This window comes from Leptospira tipperaryensis, from assembly GCF_001729245.1.
Lineage (GTDB): Bacteria > Spirochaetota > Leptospiria > Leptospirales > Leptospiraceae > Leptospira > Leptospira tipperaryensis.
Window position 1 is genome coordinate 3,315,405 of sequence record NZ_CP015217.1, and the last position, 17,423, is coordinate 3,332,827.

General features: G+C 43.1%; 17 protein-coding genes and 1 pseudogene. 3 read left to right on the top strand and 15 right to left on the bottom strand.

Annotation, left to right across the window (positions count from 1 at the left end; translation table 11 throughout):
• The 4 genes from A0128_RS15485 to A0128_RS15505 form a co-directional block, all read right to left on the bottom strand.
• Positions 1-312 carry a non-heme iron oxygenase ferredoxin subunit gene (locus tag A0128_RS15485; RefSeq protein ID WP_069608338.1) on the bottom strand — a complete coding sequence of 104 codons (312 nt, stop codon included), beginning with the start codon at positions 310-312 and terminating at the stop codon, positions 1-3.
• Positions 309-1,505 carry a Fe-S cluster assembly protein SufD gene (sufD, locus tag A0128_RS15490; protein ID WP_069609340.1) on the bottom strand — a complete coding sequence of 399 codons (1,197 nt, stop codon included), beginning with the start codon at positions 1,503-1,505 and terminating at the stop codon, positions 309-311. Before sufD ends, A0128_RS15485 begins: the two co-directional genes overlap by 4 nt.
• 7 nt (positions 1,506-1,512) lie before the next feature.
• On the bottom strand, positions 1,513-2,280 hold the full coding sequence (gene sufC, locus A0128_RS15495) for a Fe-S cluster assembly ATPase SufC (protein ID WP_069608339.1): 768 nt from the start codon (positions 2,278-2,280) through the stop codon (positions 1,513-1,515).
• Positions 2,281-3,293: 1,013 nt separating this feature from the next.
• Complete coding sequence (locus tag A0128_RS15505) at positions 3,294-4,538, bottom strand: EAL domain-containing protein (RefSeq protein ID WP_069608341.1); 1,245 nt, start codon at positions 4,536-4,538, stop codon at positions 3,294-3,296.
• 155 nt (positions 4,539-4,693) lie between these two features.
• Here A0128_RS15505 and A0128_RS15510 point away from each other — a divergent pair, with 155 nt between their 5' ends.
• The gene (locus A0128_RS15510; RefSeq protein ID WP_069608342.1) at positions 4,694-5,656 is read left to right on the top strand and encodes a hypothetical protein; all 963 of its coding nucleotides are present in this window, start codon (positions 4,694-4,696) and stop codon (positions 5,654-5,656) included.
• 20 nt (positions 5,657-5,676) lie between these two features.
• Here the strand turns inward: A0128_RS15510 and A0128_RS15515 are convergent, their stop codons facing one another.
• The 9 genes from A0128_RS15515 to A0128_RS15555 form a co-directional block, all read right to left on the bottom strand.
• On the bottom strand, positions 5,677-7,026 hold the full coding sequence (locus A0128_RS15515; protein WP_069609341.1) for a cyclic nucleotide-binding domain-containing protein: 1,350 nt from the start codon (positions 7,024-7,026) through the stop codon (positions 5,677-5,679).
• Between the two features lie 145 nt (positions 7,027-7,171).
• Entirely contained in the window at positions 7,172-8,527 is a 1,356-nt protein-coding gene (locus A0128_RS15520) for an ion transporter (protein WP_173662777.1), read from the bottom strand.
• Between the two features lie 511 nt (positions 8,528-9,038).
• A complete protein-coding gene (gene purQ, locus A0128_RS15525) occupies positions 9,039-9,698 on the bottom strand; it encodes a phosphoribosylformylglycinamidine synthase subunit PurQ (RefSeq protein ID WP_069608343.1) in 660 nt (219 codons plus the stop codon).
• Entirely contained in the window at positions 9,695-9,943 is a 249-nt protein-coding gene (purS, locus tag A0128_RS15530; protein WP_004425658.1) for a phosphoribosylformylglycinamidine synthase subunit PurS, read from the bottom strand. The genes purQ and purS overlap by 4 nt, the downstream gene beginning before the upstream one ends.
• Positions 9,919-10,785, bottom strand: coding sequence for a phosphoribosylaminoimidazolesuccinocarboxamide synthase (locus tag A0128_RS15535; protein WP_069608344.1), 867 nt, complete (start codon positions 10,783-10,785; stop codon positions 9,919-9,921). Before A0128_RS15535 ends, purS begins: the two co-directional genes overlap by 25 nt.
• Positions 10,782-11,915 (bottom strand): PP2C family protein-serine/threonine phosphatase, encoded by a 1,134-nt coding sequence (locus A0128_RS15540; protein ID WP_069608345.1) that lies wholly within the window; start codon positions 11,913-11,915, stop codon positions 10,782-10,784. Before A0128_RS15540 ends, A0128_RS15535 begins: the two co-directional genes overlap by 4 nt.
• A gap of 7 nt (positions 11,916-11,922) precedes the next feature.
• Entirely contained in the window at positions 11,923-12,615 is a 693-nt protein-coding gene (ccsA, locus tag A0128_RS15545; protein WP_069608346.1) for a cytochrome c biogenesis protein CcsA, read from the bottom strand.
• A gap of 47 nt (positions 12,616-12,662) precedes the next feature.
• A complete protein-coding gene (locus A0128_RS15550) occupies positions 12,663-13,334 on the bottom strand; it encodes a heme exporter protein CcmB (protein ID WP_069608347.1) in 672 nt (223 codons plus the stop codon).
• Complete coding sequence (locus A0128_RS15555; protein ID WP_069608348.1) at positions 13,306-13,953, bottom strand: ABC transporter ATP-binding protein; 648 nt, start codon at positions 13,951-13,953, stop codon at positions 13,306-13,308. Before A0128_RS15555 ends, A0128_RS15550 begins: the two co-directional genes overlap by 29 nt.
• A 13-nt stretch (positions 13,954-13,966) precedes the next feature.
• Between A0128_RS15555 and A0128_RS15560 the strand changes: the two genes are divergently transcribed.
• Together A0128_RS15560 and A0128_RS15565 are read left to right on the top strand one after the other, a co-directional pair.
• Positions 13,967-15,046, top strand: a complete 1,080-nt coding sequence (locus A0128_RS15560; protein WP_156781861.1) for a tetratricopeptide repeat protein — start codon at positions 13,967-13,969, stop codon at positions 15,044-15,046.
• A 33-nt stretch (positions 15,047-15,079) separates the two neighbouring features.
• Positions 15,080-15,734, top strand: a pseudogene (locus A0128_RS15565) (hypothetical protein).
• On the opposite strand, the gene A0128_RS15570 reads toward A0128_RS15565, so the two are convergent.
• Positions 15,735-16,499 carry an ABC transporter ATP-binding protein gene (locus tag A0128_RS15570; protein WP_069608350.1) on the bottom strand — a complete coding sequence of 255 codons (765 nt, stop codon included), beginning with the start codon at positions 16,497-16,499 and terminating at the stop codon, positions 15,735-15,737. It lies immediately after the preceding pseudogene.
• 334 nt (positions 16,500-16,833) lie between these two features.
• Positions 16,834-17,421, bottom strand: a complete 588-nt coding sequence (locus tag A0128_RS15580) for an Lcl C-terminal domain-containing protein (protein ID WP_069608352.1) — start codon at positions 17,419-17,421, stop codon at positions 16,834-16,836.
• Positions 17,422-17,423 lie beyond the last annotated feature (2 nt).

Genomic DNA, 17,423 nt, shown 5'->3' on the forward strand with positions numbered 1-17,423 from the left:
TCAATCCTCCAGATCCACTTCGATTGAGTCACCTACGATTCTCACCGGATAAACGGGGAGATTCTCCACCGCCGGCATACAAAGGGCCTTTCCGGTTTTGATGGAGAATTGAGCCTCGTGTCTAGGACAGGTGATTACGTCTCCACAGAGTTCGCCTTCGGAAATGGCTTCTCCGTCGTGAGTGCAGACGTCTTCAAACGCATAAAGGTTTCCTTCCAAACTCGTGATCCCGATTCTATTATATCGTGTTTCCACTACTTTGACTTTCCCGTTTTCAATTTCGGAAAGTTTTGCGAGTTTTCGAAAGCTCATATCTCACCTTCCACCTTCTTCACGATGAGTTCAAACAATTCTTCTCGTATAGTTTCTGATTCAATTTCACCAATGACTTGTCCAAGAAAACCGTCTACGATCATTCTTCTTGCCTCGTCCTCGTCGATTCCTCGAGAAGCGAGATAAAACAATTGGTCTTCGTCGATCTCTCCGACCGTCGCTCCGTGTTCGCACTTCACGTTCTCGGCATAAACTTCCAATTTAGGAATCGATTCGGCTCTTGCCGTACGATCCAAAAGAAGGTTGTTGTTGATCTGGATCGCATTCACGTTCTTGCAAGTGTTGGGAATCTGGAGATTTCCGGTAAAAATATGATGAGCCTTGTCTCGATACGCTCCTCGATAGAGGATCGAACTTTCAGTATGACTTTCTTTGTGGATGATTCTTACTTCGGAATCTTGAAATTCTCTCGCGGACATCGGAGCCAATCCAAGAACTCGGGCGTGCGCGCCTTTGCCGGACAATTCTACGTTGAGAATATTTTTTCCCTTGTAACCGCCCGGAGTTACCTTCGCGATCTTTACGTTGGAATCTTCCTTTTGATCTGAGAATAAATTTTGAAAATGGAAAACGCTCGAACCAAAAGATTCGATTCCCGTATAAGAAAGTTTTGTACCGGCCCCGCTCTGAAGAATCGTAAGTCCTTGGAAAAGTTTGAAGTTTTCTTCTTCCGGACATTCGTATCGTTCCGCAAAGAACGCCTTGCTGTGATTTCCAAACTTCGCAACGATGAGAGGAAGAATTCTCGACTCTTTCTCCAAGCGGAATTTGATTTCGATTTCTTCTTTAAGAATCTGGTCCGATCCGACTTCAAGATAGATCCCGTGTGTAAAAGAGGAAAGACTGAAAAGAGTGAACCATTCTACATTCTCTTTTTGGAATGTGTTTTCCAACACGTTTAAAAAGGTTTCGAGTTCTTTTCCGGTAAGAGATTCCGATCTGAAAACTTTCACTTCTTTCGGTGCGCGGATGGAAACCGCTTCCTCGCCAGGAGAATCTAAAAATTCTTCCGGATGAAAATTGGAAAGAGGAACCTTACGCCAGGATTCGTTTTCCGATCTTGGGATCGAAAGTGTGGAGAATTTGGAAAAAACTTTTTTTCGAAAATCTTGAAGAGCCTGCGGCTCCTTGCTCTTCGAGAGAAGAGTTGTAAACTGTGTTTCTAAGGACACTTGGTTTTTAATCTCCAGATTCTGCAAGTATCCAGTCATATCCTTTTTCTTCCAACTCCAACGCGAGTTCTCTCGTTCCGGTTTTCAAAATTCTTCCTTTTGCAAATACGTGAACAAAATCCGGCGTGATATAGTTTAGCATTCTCTGATAGTGTGTGATGAGAAGAATCGAACGATCCGCTGTTTTGTTTCTGTTGATTCCTTCGCTTACGATTCGAAGAGCGTCGATATCGAGTCCGGAATCGGTTTCGTCGAGAACAGAAAGTTTCGGTTTGAGGAGACTCATCTGAAGAATTTCGTTTCTCTTTTTTTCTCCTCCGGAAAATCCGTCGTTCACATAACGCGAGATAAACGATTCGGGAATGTCGAGATCGGCCATTCCTTGTTTGAGTTCTTTTCTAAATTCCTTTACGGGAAGATCTTTTCCTCGAACGGACTTCACGATCGTTTTTAAAAAGTTTCCGATGGTGACTCCGGGGATGCTCGTCGGATATTGAAAGCAGAGAAAGATTCCGAGGCGCGCGCGTTCATCGGTCGGAAGTCCGAGAATGGATTTTCCTTCGAAGAGGATGTCACCCGAGAGGACCTGGTATTTCGGATGGCCCATGATAACATTGGAGAGCGTGCTCTTTCCGGATCCGTTAGGACCCATGATGGCGTGAACTTCTCCGGGTCGAATCGTGAGATTGACACCTTTTACGATTTCTTTGATTTCTCCGGAATCTCCGGTATGAATTCCTGCCCTGAGGTCCTGGATCTTTAAAATCTCGGTCACAAAAGCACCTTTATCAGTGAATAGTGGGATCGGGAAATTTGTCTTCGGCGCGTCGTTTGCGGAAGAACGGATAAATTTCTCCCGAAAATGAATGGCTCTCGATGAGAAAGTCGCTCCCGATTCTTTCCTCTGATCCCTATTCTACCAGTGTTTTTTTCTGTAGGGAGAGATCAATAGGAAAGAAGAAATAGGTCTTGAGGAGTGTGGGGAGTTCCCGCGTTTTCGTTTTCTTCTCGGGAAATTGAATAAGTCGAAGGAAGAATTCGGATCCTGCCGAAGTGCTTCGATTCTTTTTAGAGGGAGTTCCTACTTTTTGATGAAGATGCGTTTTCGATGTGAAGAAGCGAAAGGAGAAAAGGATTTCCTCTTAGGAATGGAACATAAGCCTATCACCTGGAACACCCGCAGAAAAGAGTCCTATCTTTTGTATCTCTATGGATCGGGGAGTTCCTACACGAAAGGGTCACAGTGCATCCGCTTTGCCTTTAAAAAGAAGACTTTCGGAACTCAAAAACGATCCATCTCCTTTTTTGGGAGTTCCTACATCTTCTATAAGTTGAGTTTCAGAAAGAAGAAGTAAGGTTTTTTTCTTTATCTTTCTGGAACTTAGGAGTTCCTACTTTTGATAAGGGGGAGAAGGCCGATTGTGGCTAAGGGAGACTCCGCCGTTTTAAAGGGATCGACGAGGTTCAAGCGGGGAGTTCCCACATGGAAAGGTATTTCAAAGTAAATCTTCTCAATCCGGAAAGTCCACATCCCGACTTAAACGCCAATTTGCAGTTTTTAGGAGTTCCTACATTCGCTGGCCGAGCGTGGGAGGACTGAAAAAATCTCGATTCTTCTTTTCTCAATCATCTTTCGACGCGGGAGTTCCCACACTTCTCTAAAAGTTCAAAAAGAAGGAGTTCCTACTTTATCAGGATTTTGCGAAAATTCCAATCTCTCCGATGATTCCCCGAGATCGGAAAAAGATCAAACGACGATGCGAATTTCGAAAGAATTCGAAGAAGGTTTTAGACCTTTTCCCAATCCATTTTGATGATCAGGATATAATTGTCTCTCAGGGTATAAGTAAAGATTACGACTTGCTTATGAAGATCCATATCGTAGACGGGTTCGGTCACCGTCCATTTCGCGTGACTCTGAACTACCTTCGCCTTATGACGAATGAAGAACGGTCTCCAAGCATAGTTGTTTCCGATTTCAGTCAGATCCGAATCCCAATCTTCTCCGGGATGAGAACGAAAATAAGTAGGAGTGATCTGATAACCGAAGATATCGCAGGCAAAGACAGAAAGAATTTCGGAAGGAAGATTCGGAAGCATCAAATGCAAGACGAGCGGAAGATCTTCTTTCCCGTTGTGTCTTAGGGCCTCCAACTTTTCTCCCAGGGCGTCGATCACCGCTTGCCCTTTCTGAAATTCTTCTAAGAGTTCCATAAATCTTAAGCCTGAGAATTTTTCGAGAGTGTCTCTCAGACTTCGATTGAATTGTTTCTTATCTTGAAATTCTACTTGTGGTCGGGAAAAATAAAAGCCTTGGAGTAAGTTGGCTCCCATCGAAAGAGCGAGATGCAATTCTTCTTCTGTTTCGATTCCTTCAAAAAGAAGATCGGAACCGAGCTTCTGGGACATATCTGCGATCGCACTGAGAACGTTCTTAAAAGATCTTCGGTTTAAACTCTCCCTCATGATCTTAATATCCACTTTCATAATATCCGGATGAATATAACCGATTCTTTCTAAGTTGGAGAATCCGACACCGAGATCGTCTACCGCGATCTTAAATCCGTAGTCTTTAAAAACGTTTACGATCGAAAGAAGTTTTTCTATACTTCCGTCAAACTTATCTTCGGTGATTTCAAGAACTACTTCCGCAGGAGAAATTTCGTATTTTTCTATCAGGTTGAGAACATGGAGTCTCTTGAGATCCAAGACGTCTCCCGTATGAATCATAGAGAGAAAATTCGGCATCATGTTCAGGAAAAGTTTGGTTCTCAGTCCCGTGTCTTTCAAATGCCGAATCGCTTTTTCTCGGATCAACCGATCGATCTGAATCAATCGAATCGTATCCAACTCCGGATTGTGAAATTGATATCCTAACGAACGGTATTCGTTTTTTTCGGGAGAATAGAATCTTCCCAAAACTTCATATCCTACGATATTACAATTTGTTACTTCCAGGATCGGTTGATAATGGGGTTGGTAGTAATTCTCTCCGTAAGAGAGAATGTTGCTTGTATCCTGGCTATATAACATGATCGTTTAGATTCTCTTTTACTGGAATCCGCAAACTCGCGTCCTGCAAGCAAAATTCCGTACAAAAAGGGTCAAATTAAGAGGAAGAGAAGACCGCATTCTTCTTTTTTTTTATGAACGTTCGAAAAAACTGACAAATCTAAAGGTATTCTTGCATGAAAGAGGCGATCGGCCATCTTCTCAACCCTTCTACACTAGAACCCAATCTCGGTCTCTATCTAGGAACTCTTGGAATTGATAATTCCAGAGAGTATAAGTCTTCTTTTTTATCTTCCTGGAAAAAAATAGACTCGGTTTTAGTCGATTTGATTACAGATGATTTTCTTTTAGCGCTTCGAATTTTTCGCGGGCCCGGCGCTTGTCGCGCTTTTCTAAATCTCTGGTTTACCGAATCCGGTAAATTTAAGGATTTAGAATGGGATGGAAGTCCTGGAAAAGAATTCTTATCTCGAGGAACGTTTCGAAACGGTTACTGGAGTTTTACGCAAGGAAATCAGAGATTCAATTTCCGCCTGGATGATACGATCCAACAGGGATACACACATTCTTCCATTCTCGCAACCGATCTCAATCTTCAATTGGACGCCCTTGTCAGCACGGTGGAAAAATCCCACAAACCGGTTTCTTCTCTCGAAACTTCGGGAAAGGACTGGCTCTTTCGTCTGATCTCTCCGGATCTTTCCGTGAGAGGTCAACTAGCGCTAGACGAAGATACGTGGAATTTGGATTCTTCCGAAAGACTTTCTTACAGCATTACTTCCGGTTTTAGCAACCAGGCTTTTATTCCGGAATCTCGGATTTACGGAAACGCGAGTGCGAAGAATTCTTTTCGTCTGAACCTCAACGAGAACACGGGAATTCTTCTCTGGAGAAATGGAGTTCCCACATTTTTAGAATCGGCGACGTTTCAAAAAGAATCCTTGTCCTATGTTCTCCGCGATCCTTCCGATCAGATCGAACTCACGATTACTCCGATTCGAACCACTCCTCAGATCATTCCCGGTTTTTTTGGAAAGAAAATTCCTCTCGAAAGAGTGGAGGGAAAGATCTCCGGAAAGATTCGTTTCGGGAATAAAAAAGAAACGATCAAGAAAGGTTTTGCGATTTTAGAAGTTTAAAATTCTTCCGAAAATCATTCTCAATTCTTGAGAACCTTTCTTCCTTTGGATTTCTTTTTCGTATTCTTTTTTGGTTTTACCGGATTGAGTTTGTGATTTTTCTTTTTCAGGTTTACGGTCATCGCATCCCGAAACGCGGGGAATAAATTCAGAGCGTGTAAGAAATCTTCCTTGCTCAACGTATAAATCTCACAGATAGAAACGGATTTTACCGTAGCGGATCTTGGTTCCTCGGTTACGAGCGCGAGTTCTCCGAAAAATTGTCCTTCCGTTAGAGTTGCGATCACGTCGAAATCGTTTAACGCGAGAATTTCGACGGTTCCTTCGCTCAAGATATAGAGGTTATGACCTATATCACCTTTATGGAATATGATATCTCCCGGAAGAAAGATATGGTGCCTCAGAGAAAAGACGAGGTTTGTAACGAGCGCGGGTTCGGCGCCTTGTAAGAATGGAACTTTTTCAAGGAGTCCTCTGTGAAGATGAATCTTCACATCCCTCTGAAGAGAAACGGGAAGATCGCTCAGGAGTTCTCTCTCATTTTCCCCCCAACCTCTTTCCATGATGTACATGTAATAGTCTCGAATCTTTCTTCGAATTCCAAAGGGAAGATTTCTCGCTCTTAGGAAGGAATCTACTTGGGACATTCTTTTGATCTGAGCCGCTCTTACTAAATCTAAATTACCGAGAATGCTCGCGATGTTTCCGATAACGGTCGCATAAACTCCGGCGCCGAGCATCATCACAAGAGTCGCATAAATTCTCTGGTTCGTATTCACAGGGACGATATCTCCATAACCGACGGTGGCGAGAGTCGTCACGGTCCAATAAAACGCTTTCACGTATTCGTCCCAACCCGTTCGAAAAGAATCCAATTCGTCCATATACAACCAACCTACCGCGCACCAGTGCGCGACGATCGTGATCCAAAATCCTAAGAGGACCAATCGAAGAACTCCCGGAGCCGGCTTAAAGGCAAGATTGAGTCGATGGAGAATTCCCGGAATTCGAACCACCTTTATGATTCTTGTGATCCCAAGAAGTAAAAAAAGATAAGGATGCAGAGAAAGATCGATCCTGAGAATTTTTTGGGCCACGATCTCAAATGGAAACGCCGCCACAAAATCGAAAAAGAACCAGGTCTTGAAGTATCTGACAATCGCTTCTCGTCTTACATAGATCCATTCTCCTTTGATGTATTCGGGAGAGAATATATTAAAGAGAATGTCTCCGAAATACAAAAGATCGACTACGATGTAGAGGCTATTTACCGCAAATCCTTGTTCGTAAGAGAGAACGATTCTAAGAGGAGATTCTACGGAAGCATAAAGAATACATATAAAAATCAAAAGATCCCAGAAGATTCTGATTCTGTTGTCTACTCGGAACACGCTCATTTCATTTTTCTCCGTTTGGTGAAACCAAAGATCACGGAGTAAGAATTCTTAAATCCGAATCCGAATTCTTTGGAGAGCGACATAGTAGCGCAGAAAGGTTTCTTTAGAAAGAATTTATTTAAGAATGTGGATCGTAGCCTTTCTGAAACGACCGACTGAGATCCATCTTGACGTTGAGTTTCCGAAGACTTTCTTGCATGGCTTCTCGAAATCTCGGATAGAGACTCAGTGCTTCTAAAAAATCCTCTTTGCTGAGAGTATAAATTTCGCAGATGGAAGTACAACGGATCGTCGCGGAACGCGGTTCAGCGGTGACTAATGCCAACTCTCCAAAAAACTGTCCGTCGCCGAGCGTTACGATCACTTTGGATTCATCGGGAGACAAGACGTCGACGTGACCTTCGCTGAGAACATAAAGATTATGACCGATATCTCCTCGATGAAAGATGATATCTCCGGGAAGGAAAACGTGATGTTTCAGAGAAAAGATAAGATTGGTCACGAGAGAGGAATCGGCCCCTTTTAAAAAAGGAACCTTTTCTAAAAATTCCCTGTGAAGATGAATTCTTACGTCTCTCTGAAGAGAAACGGGAAGGTCGCTTAACAATTCTTTTTCATTCTCCCCCCATCCCCTTTCTATAATATACATATAGTAGTCTCGAATCTTTCTTCGGAGCCAAAAAGGAAGCCTCCTCGCTCTCAAAAAAGAATCCACTTGAGCCATTCTCTGTAGTTTTGTAGCTCGGACAAGATCCAGGTTCGCGAGAATACTCGCGACGTTACCGATGACGGTAGCGTAGACGAGAGCTCCGGTGAGCATTACAAAAATCGTATATATTCTTTGATGAGTTGTGATCGGAACGATATCTCCATATCCTACGGTCGTCAGAGTTGTGATCGTCCAGTAGAGGGCTTGTACATATTGATCTAAACCGGTGTCTACGGAATCCAAGTTGTCCATATACAACCATCCGATCGCGCACCAGTGTGCGACGACGCTGATCCAAAACATGAGAAGGACCAATCGAAGAATTCCGGGCGCCGGCTTGAAGGCAAGATTCAATCTATAGAGAATTCCCGGTATACGAACGACTTTTATGATACGAGTGATTCCAAAAAGGAGATATAAAAACGGATGTAAGGAAAGATCAAGATTGAAAATTTTTTCGGCCGCAATCTCAAAAGGAAATGCTGCGAGAAAATCAAAGATAAACCAAGTCTTGAAATACTTTACGATTTCCTTTTTTTGAATATGAATCCACTTTCCCTGAACGTATTCAGGCGGAAATATATTCACGAGAATGTCTCCAAAGAAGAGGAGATCCACTACGATATAAAGTGCGGTTACGATGAACCCCTGTTTGTAAGACAAGACAACTCTAAGAGGGGCTTCTAGGGAAGCATACAGGATGCAGATAAAGATCAAGATGTCCCAGAAGATTCGCAGTTTGTTGTCTACGTGAAACATACTCATCTTTTGTTTTCTTAGCTCCTTTTGATTGCGCCTTGGTTCTCGGGACGGTTCTCGAATGCCGAGAGTTTCCCTATCCTAAAGAATCGACTTGAGAATGAAATAATTTATAATTCATCTCCTGAATAATTAAAGTTAACATTTATCAATGTTTTTTAAGCGGCCTTTTTCGGAAGAAAAGTGCCTCGTCCACTTGGAATGGTGAAATGGAAATGTTTGGATCGGGAGATTTGATTTTTTGTGAGAAGTCTGAAAGTGTGAGTTCCTACTTTTAGGTTACGGCGGATTTTTAGTAAAAGTATAAAACTGGGAGTTCCTACTTTTGAAAGGAGGTAAGAAGGCTCGGGAAGCGACGGATTTAGATTAGGAAAGAAATATTAGAAAAGGGAAGGAGGAATCAATTTGTAAAACGTATAAAAGTAGGATCTCCCTCATTTAGTCGTAAGGCAGCACTATCGTTTTCGGGTGTTAGACTTCGTTGGGAGCTCCGATCAAAGGGGAACTCCCAAAACCATCAAGCTCCGAGAATCAAATCCAAAACTACCTTTCCATCCTCTTCTCCCGTCACAGAATTCATCGCTCTTTCCGGATGAGGCATCATTCCCGCAATTTTGAAATTCTTCGAAGTAATTCCCGCGATCGCATCCAGAGAACCGTTCGGATTCTCCCCAAAATAGCGAAAGAGAATTCTTCCCTCGTCTTCGAGTTGTTTCAAAACGTCGGAAGTCGCAAAGTAACAACCGTCCGCGTGTGCGATCGGAATTCTCAATTCTTTCTGAGGATCCAAAGAAGAAGTCACCGGATTTCCGGAGGAACCTTTTTTTAAGGTCACAGTTTTACAGATATATTTCAGAGTTTTGTTTCTCGTCAGAGCGCCGGGTAAAAATTCAGCCTCGGTAAGAATCTGGAATCCGTTGCAGATTCCGAAAAGTTTTCCGCCCTTATCGACGTGTTCTTTCACGGATTTCATCACCGGAGAAAAACCGGCCATAGCGCCGGAACGAAGATAATCCCCGTAGGAAAAACCTCCCGGAAGAATCACGAGTTCGTATTTTTTTTCAAGCTGATCTCGGTGCCAGATACGGTCCACTTCGGCCTTATATTGATCTCTTAGAACTCTATAAATATCGGCGTCGCAGTTGGAACCGGGAAACGTGATTACGGCAACTTTCATATTTTTTGAATATTAGCAGAATATGTTTCGATTACGTGATTTACAAGAATCTTGTCGCAGAGTCTTTCTACGTCTTTTCTTGCGGCTTCTTCGTTCGGAGCGTCGATCTTGAGTTCGATGTATTTTCCGACTCTTACGTCTTGCACAGATTTTTCTCCGACCTCGGAGAGCACTTTTTTAACCGTACTCCCTTGCGGGTCCAGAACGGATTCTTTGAGGACTACCTGGATTTTTGCGATGTACATGAAAGTATGAGATCCTCTATCTTCTGGTATTTTTCTCTCAGCTCGGAAATGAGTTTTTCCGGGAGATCGGGAGCCGGAGGCATCTTGTTCCAATTTGTAGTTTCGAGATAATTCCGGAGGATCTGCTTGTCCAAACTCGGTGGAGAAATTCCTACAGAATAGGTTTCCGCAGACCAATACCGGGAAGAATCCGGAGTGAGGAGCTCGTCGATCAGGATAACCTGTCCGTCCAAGATCCCAAACTCAAACTTGGTATCACAGAGAATGATTCCCGCCCTATCTACCACTTCAGAGGCGCGCAAGAAAATGGAAATCGATTTTTCTCTGAGAATTCCGAACAGTTCTTTTCCGATTCGATTTTCCATCTCTTTCTCGGAGATGTTCTCGTCGTGTCCTTCGTCGTTTTTTACCGCAGGTGTAAAAACGGGTTCGGATAATTTCTGAGATTCTTTCAAACCCTTTGGAAGTGTTACACCCGCGAGAGTTCCCGCGTCCTTGTATTCTTTCCAACCGGAACCGGAGATATAACCGCGAACCACACACTCGTAGTCGATTCGTTTGCATTTTTTTACGAGAACGGATCTTCCTTCCAAGTCCGGATGATTTTGAAAAGGAGCCGGGAAATTCTTAACATCCGTTTCGAGGATATGATTGGGAACGTCTTTGAAGTATTCAAACCAAGAAGTGGAAATTCGATTGAGAACCTTTCCTTTGTCCGGAACGGGTTGTGGAAAAACTACGTCGAATGCGGAAATTCGATCGGAAGAACTCAAGATGAGTTTATCGCCGAGATCGTAGATGTCTCGGACTTTTCCTCTGTAAGAAGGATTCGGCAAATTCATAATTTCAACACCATCATAGCGATATCGTCATCATTTGTAAGTCTCTCGGAATGCGCAAGAATGGAATCCATCATCGATCCGAGAATATCTCCGCCCTTAGAAACTTCTTCTTTAAAGATTTTTTTGAGACGTTCTTCTCCGAGAATATTCATACTCTTGTCGGCGATCTCGGTCGCGCCGTCCGTATAGAGAAGAAGAAAGGCGCCTTTCTCAAATTGAATCGTTTTGAATTCTTCGCTTACGTTGAGTTCGATCGGGATGATAAGAGGTCCCATTCCAGGGAGAGTCGAAACGATTCCGTTTTGATAGAGGATCGGAGCCGGATGGCCTCCATTCGAATATTCGAATATAAGATCTTCGTGAAGGATTCCGTAAAAGAAAGTGATCGAAAATTCTTCCGGAAGAATTTTTTCCAAATTGTGACGAAGCGTTTTGACCTTCTCTCTTAGATTCTGATCCGGAGAAAGACTCGAGACTTGCATCTTCAACATCGCCGCAAGGAGCGCCGCGGAAGGGCCGTGACCGGAGCAGTCCGCGATAAAAAGATGAAGAGAGTTGTTTTCTATCCACGCGTCGGTGTAATCTCCTCCGATCTGCATGAGAGGTTGAAAGATCGTACTCAATCCGACTCCGTTCCAAACAAGATCTTTTTCGGGAAGAAGTTCCTGTTGAACCTTACGAGCCATGATCAATTCTCTTTCATAGTTTCTTTTTTGTTCAAAGAGTTCGTCTTGGAGAATTTTGATTCTGATAAAGGCGCGGATCTTTGCGATCAACTCTCGAGGTTGAAAGGGTTTGTGGATGAAGTCGTCTCCTCCGTGAGAGATCGCTTCGTCAAAACCTAATTCTCTGCTGATCGCGGTGATAAAAAGAATAGGAAGAAGTTTGAATCTTTCGATCTCTCTCAATTCTCTGCAAAAAGAGAATCCGTCTTGCCCGGGCATACTTACGTCTAAGAGAAGAATATCGATTCGATTTGTTATGAGAATATTTCTGGCCTCGGCCGCGGACTCCGCCGTAAACATTTGAAAGCCCAAAGGTTTGAGCGTGTGTACGATCAGCTTCAGATTGATTTCGGAATCATCGACTGCAAGAACCGTATGTTGACTGTAATCCGGAGCTATTGACAACGTATCCTTACTCTTCCTTTTCTGGGAGACTTTCGCGAAGGTCGCCGATCTTTGCAAGACGATAGGCGAAACGGAATAAGACTAAAAAGAGAATGTGATACGCAAGAACTCCCAACCAAAAACTCTGACGAATGTCGGAATCCATTCCTCCCTTTCCGAGAACGGATTCCGGATGATTTCCGGGATTGTCCATCCAACGAATCGCTCCCCATGTAATCACGGCGTTGACCGCGCAGAGAATACTCAAGAAGGAGGAAAAAATTTTCTTCTTAGAAGAATCCGTGATGAGAATTCGAAAAACGAAATAGGCGATCAAACTGATAAAAAGAACGGTGAAGGATTGAAGTCTTGCGTCGGTTTTGTCCCAAGAAACTCCCCAAGCGCTGTAAGCCCAGATTCTTCCGGAAAAGATAACGCCGATTGCAAAGAGAAGAGAGATCTGATTCGCTGCGAGTGAAAGGAGATCCCACTTTGATTCCTTCTTCCAAAGATAAAGGACCGCAAAGAAGAGAGAAAAGATCGGACCGTAGAGCGCGACCCAAGCGACTGGAACGTGAAAGTAGAAAATTCTATGAGCGATTCCTTGTTGGAGAATCACATTCGGATAATTGAGAGAAATTAAAACTGCCGCCGGAAAACCGACAAGAAAGATTGCGGATAAAATCCAGTCGAAAACGGGATGTGCAATTCGGATCTTCATACGAAAGAGAGTATTCGAGAGAATGCCGGCAGAATCAAGAAGATTCTTCAGGGTTCGTCGCCCGAAAGTTCTAAAAGTAGAATTCCGATTCCCGCGTAAAAAGCGCAGAACGAAAGTAAGATGGCGAGTCCGGGGATGGGATCAAAAACCGGAAGTCTTTCGAGTTTTCTCTCGGCTTCCATTCCGAAGAGAAGAATCGGAATCGTAAAAGGAATCATGAGGAGCGGAAGTAGGATCTCCTTCAATCGGGAGGAATCACTGATATGACTCAAGGAAACTCCGAGGAAAGAAATACAGAGAACTCCTGGAAGAAGAAAAATCAAATTCACCGTCAGATCTCTGGCTCCGAGAGGAAAGGCCTGAAAAAAAACAGATAATAAAATCATTAAGTAGAGGGCCGCAATCGCAAGACCGAAAAAGACCGCGAGAGATTTTGCGAGAAATCGCATCCAGATCGGAAGAAAGAGAGAACTGATTCTTCCCCCTCCGCTCTCCCTCTCCTCCCAAGCGGACTGCCCGATAAAAACGTAGGAAGTGAGAAACAAAACCGACCACTTGATTCCGATCAAGGTTTGTCGGTCCAGTTTTCCGGTCTGTTCCAGAGCATAATTAAAAATGAATACGATGGACGTGATCAAAACTACGACGGAAAGAATTCCGTTGAGAGCCTTTCCTAAAAGTAGGAACTCCTTATAAAGAAGAGAAAGCAGAAGTTTCAATTTTTCCCTCCTTGAGATTCCAAGAAATAGTCTTTTGAGAAAAAGGAATTCCCGGATCGTGAGTCACCATGAGAACTGCGGAATTTTTGGAGTATTCTTCCAAGAGACGAACTGCGATTTCCAAACCGGTTCTGTCGAGTGCGGTAAAAGGTTCGTCCAAAAGAATCAAATCTCCACCGGTGAGGAGCGCTCGGATGAGCGCGGCCTTTTGTTTCATTCCTCTGGAGAATGTAAAGATCGGATCCTCTCTTCTCGTCCAGAGTTTGAAAGACCTAAGTAGGAACTCCACCTTTTCATTCGCAAACTCAATGCCCGCTATCGAGAGAAAATAACGAAGATTCTCCTCCAAACTCAAAGAGGTATAAAGTCCGAGTTCATGACCCAAGTAGGAGATCTGCGGTTTTTTAGAACCCAATTCCGAAAAGGAAAACGATTCTTTATGATGCGAATGATTGAGAATGCTTCGAAGGAGAGTCGTTTTTCCGGCGCCGTTATCGCCTCGGAGAAGAATCAGTTCTCCCCGGAAAAGAGAAAAGGAGATCTGTTTGAGAATCTGTTTTTTTCCGATAGAATAAGATAGATCTTTGCAGACGAGAAGCGCTTGTTCTTGAGATGGCAAACCGATTCCTCTTATGATGTCAGACTCTCCTCAGAAACAGAATTTACAATGCGTTTTTTCCGTTCCAAACGGGGGAGTTCCTACTTTCCTCGGAAAGTTCCAGATTCTTTTTCTTTCCTTTTTCCTCTTTCTCTTCTTCAACTCACCCGTTCAAGGACAACTGAATATCGGAGGCCAATACTACTCCGGACTTCTCTGGGGAGAAAATGAAATTCTCTCTCCGGAATATTACAATGACGGATCCTTTCTAAGATCGGAACAGGATTTTATTCTCAGCGCAGGAAGAAATTGGAAGGGGGATCCCCCTACATCAAAAGGAAGTTTCACATTCGAGGGAAAAGAAATTCTCAATTGCGGACTTTTTAATAATGAGGCGGTTCTTCTTTTAGAAAAAGGAAAACCGGAAGAAAGAATCAAGGCCATTTCCATGTTGGAAGAAGGAATCCGTTTCGATCCAAAATTTTTCCCTTTCCGATACAATTTGGGAAGAGCCTATCACTTGGAAAAAAAATATCAGAAGGCGATCATTCAATTCGAATACGCAAGTTCTGAAATTCCGGAATACTATAGAACCTACATTCATTTAGGAACGTTGTATGAAACCACGAGGGAAGCGATCAACGCGACGATTCTCTGGAGAAAGGCAGTTTCCCTAAATCCTTTTCACACCGAGGCGCTTCTTCTTTTGGCCGACCACTACATTCGAACCGATCTTAAAAACAGAGCCCTTCTCTATATTAAGGAAGCCTCCCGAATCGACGAACAAAGTCCCGACGCGAGAATGGGCAAAGCAAGAATCGAACTCTTATCCTCCAAAGATCTCTATGCTTATAGAATCTTTAAGAATACGGAGCTCGTGGACGACTTAGGGCAAAAGAAACAATACAATAAAAAATTTCATTTCTTCTTCGCGGAAACCGCGAGTAAGGTCGGCGATTATGTCACGGCCGCGGACCAATACGAACAACTTCTCAAATATCCGAATGATCCATTCTTCTCAGAATTCTCCTTCAAGGTAATCGAAAGAAGAAGAGATCTTGCAAAACGTTTTGCCGAGATAAAGTCCTTGGAAGAGGAAAACAAAAACGAGTGAAAAAGGGTTTGCTTTTTTCAATTTTCTTCCGTTATCTTGAACCTTGGAGGAATCTATGAAAAAAATCACCTGGCTCACAATCCTGCTTTTCCTCCTTAGTATTCCTGCGTTCGCGCAGCCTAAAGAAAAAGGGCAGGACGACCTGAGTCGTTCCGATGTATTTTCTGAACATGGGAGTTCCTACACAAAATCCCTTCAGAAAATCGTCAGAGATCTGGAAACCACGATCAATGAGAGACTCACGGATTTAGAGAAGAAACATTCTCTTCTCGTAATTCTGAGACCGGAACTCGAAAAGGTGCAAACAATCGTCACGGAAGACATCCCTTTCACATTTGACGAAGGGTATGAGAGCAACTTGCTCAAATACGTTCGTTTCAAATTTGAGGGCGGCAAAATCAAGGAAGTTGAACTCGCCTCTGAGAAAAAAAGAATTCAGTATGAATTTGCTTTTGAAAACAAGAGACTGATTTTCTCTCCTCCGGACGTATTAGCATCTCAGGTCAAACTCGAAAGATTCGACAAAATAGAGAATACGAAAGTGGGAGATATCTCTCTGGAAAATCAGATCAAGGCTTTGAGACTCTTAGAGTCAAGCCTCAGATCTTCGATTTACCGGATCGATATCATGATCGCTTTGTATAAAGACAAGAAAGATAGAAAAAATCTCTATCAGATCGATATCTGATCAAACGCGGAGGGAGCTCAGATCGGTCGCACGAATGAGTTCCCCCGTAAAAGAATTCTTATAATTCGTAAAAACCTCTTCCGTCTTTCCAAAATCCAAAAGTTTCCCTTTTTCTAAAATTCCTATTTGATCGCAGAATTTCCTCGCGGTTCTCAAGTTATGCGTTATGAGGAGGATTGTTAGTTTTTTCTCTCTCGCAAGTTTTTTCAGGAAAAGTAGGATCTCATTCAGGAGAATCGGATCAAGCGCACCCAGAGCCTCATCTAAAAAAAGAATCTTAGGTTCCGTAAGAAGAGCGCGGAGTATCGAGGCCCTCTGAAGTTCTCCTCCGGAAAAAGATAAGACATTACGATTGAGATCTTTCCCTGAAAGTTGGAACGAATGTAGGAAGTCATAAAATGACGCTTCCCCTCGTGTAGCAATTTCTCCGCCGAGAATGCGGAGCGGTTCTTTGAGCGCCTTTTCAAGAGTCCAAGAAGGATTGAAGCTACTTACGGGATCTTGGAAAACAGGTTGGAGCTGATGAATCGGAATTTCGCGACGCTCCTTTCCGAAAAAGAAAATAGATCCGCTTTGATCAAGATTCTTAAATGTAGGAACTCCCAAAATAGAACGAAAGAGAGATGTCTTTCCCGAACCCGAACGTCCCAGAATTCCAAGAATCGTTCCAGGAGCCACTTCGAAAGAAATAGAATCCAATATGATTCTTTCTTCAAATTGTAAACTGAGTCTCCTAATTTCAAGAGCTTGATTCGAATCCGGCATTTTTCCAAAATATGCGATTCATAAATTGAGGACAAGAATTCTAAAAAGTAGGTTTTGAATTTAGACTAACCTATTTTCGAAGACTAGTTGGAAGATCGTCCCCTATAATGAGCTTTCCATTTGGAAGAGAATGAGAAGTTGCGGAATCCCTTTTTTGGTTTAAACTTCCAGTTTTATGAAACGAATTTGTATTCGGATCAAAACCAAGTATCACTGGGAGTTTCGGCATTCTTTTTCTAAAAGTGAGAAGAATGAAAACTTCGAAAGGATGAACCTGGTCAACCAATCCAAAAATCATTTCTGTTAATATTCTATCGCAAGTCTCGAACCGATCTTACGGCCCGGAAACACAGCGAAGATATGCGTTATTCGCCTTTGGAAACTCGATCGTGCCTCCCATTCTGTAATCCGCGATATAAGCCATCGCCCGATATTTTGTCGATCTTGGAATCGAATAAGCCCTTCTGGTGGAAGCAGGTGTCGCCACGTAGGAGGAAGGATCCGAATTAAAATCATTAGCCACGGTAGAATCCGGACTGGATCCCGTCGAGATTCCGCTCGTCGAACTCCAATAATATCCTCCGATCGTATTTTGAAAAAATGAAACATCGATGATCGGGTAAGTCGTCTTTCGATAGTCCAAAAGACTCACTATCTCTTTCACGTTAGGCACCCTCCAGATTCTTCCCGCCAGATTCAAATTTTGACAAGAAAAGAGCGCGGAGTTCCAATCCATGATCGTAGCGACTCCGGAACAATCCAAGGAAGCTTGTCCAAAGGAACATTTCTGCCAATAAAGCCCGTTTAACGTGTCCTTTACTGTACCGTCTCCGTTATCAACATACGGACCACCGATCGCAGACAACGTAGAAGGGCGAAAATGAATCAGAATTAAAAAAACTAAAATGATAATTTTTTTCATAA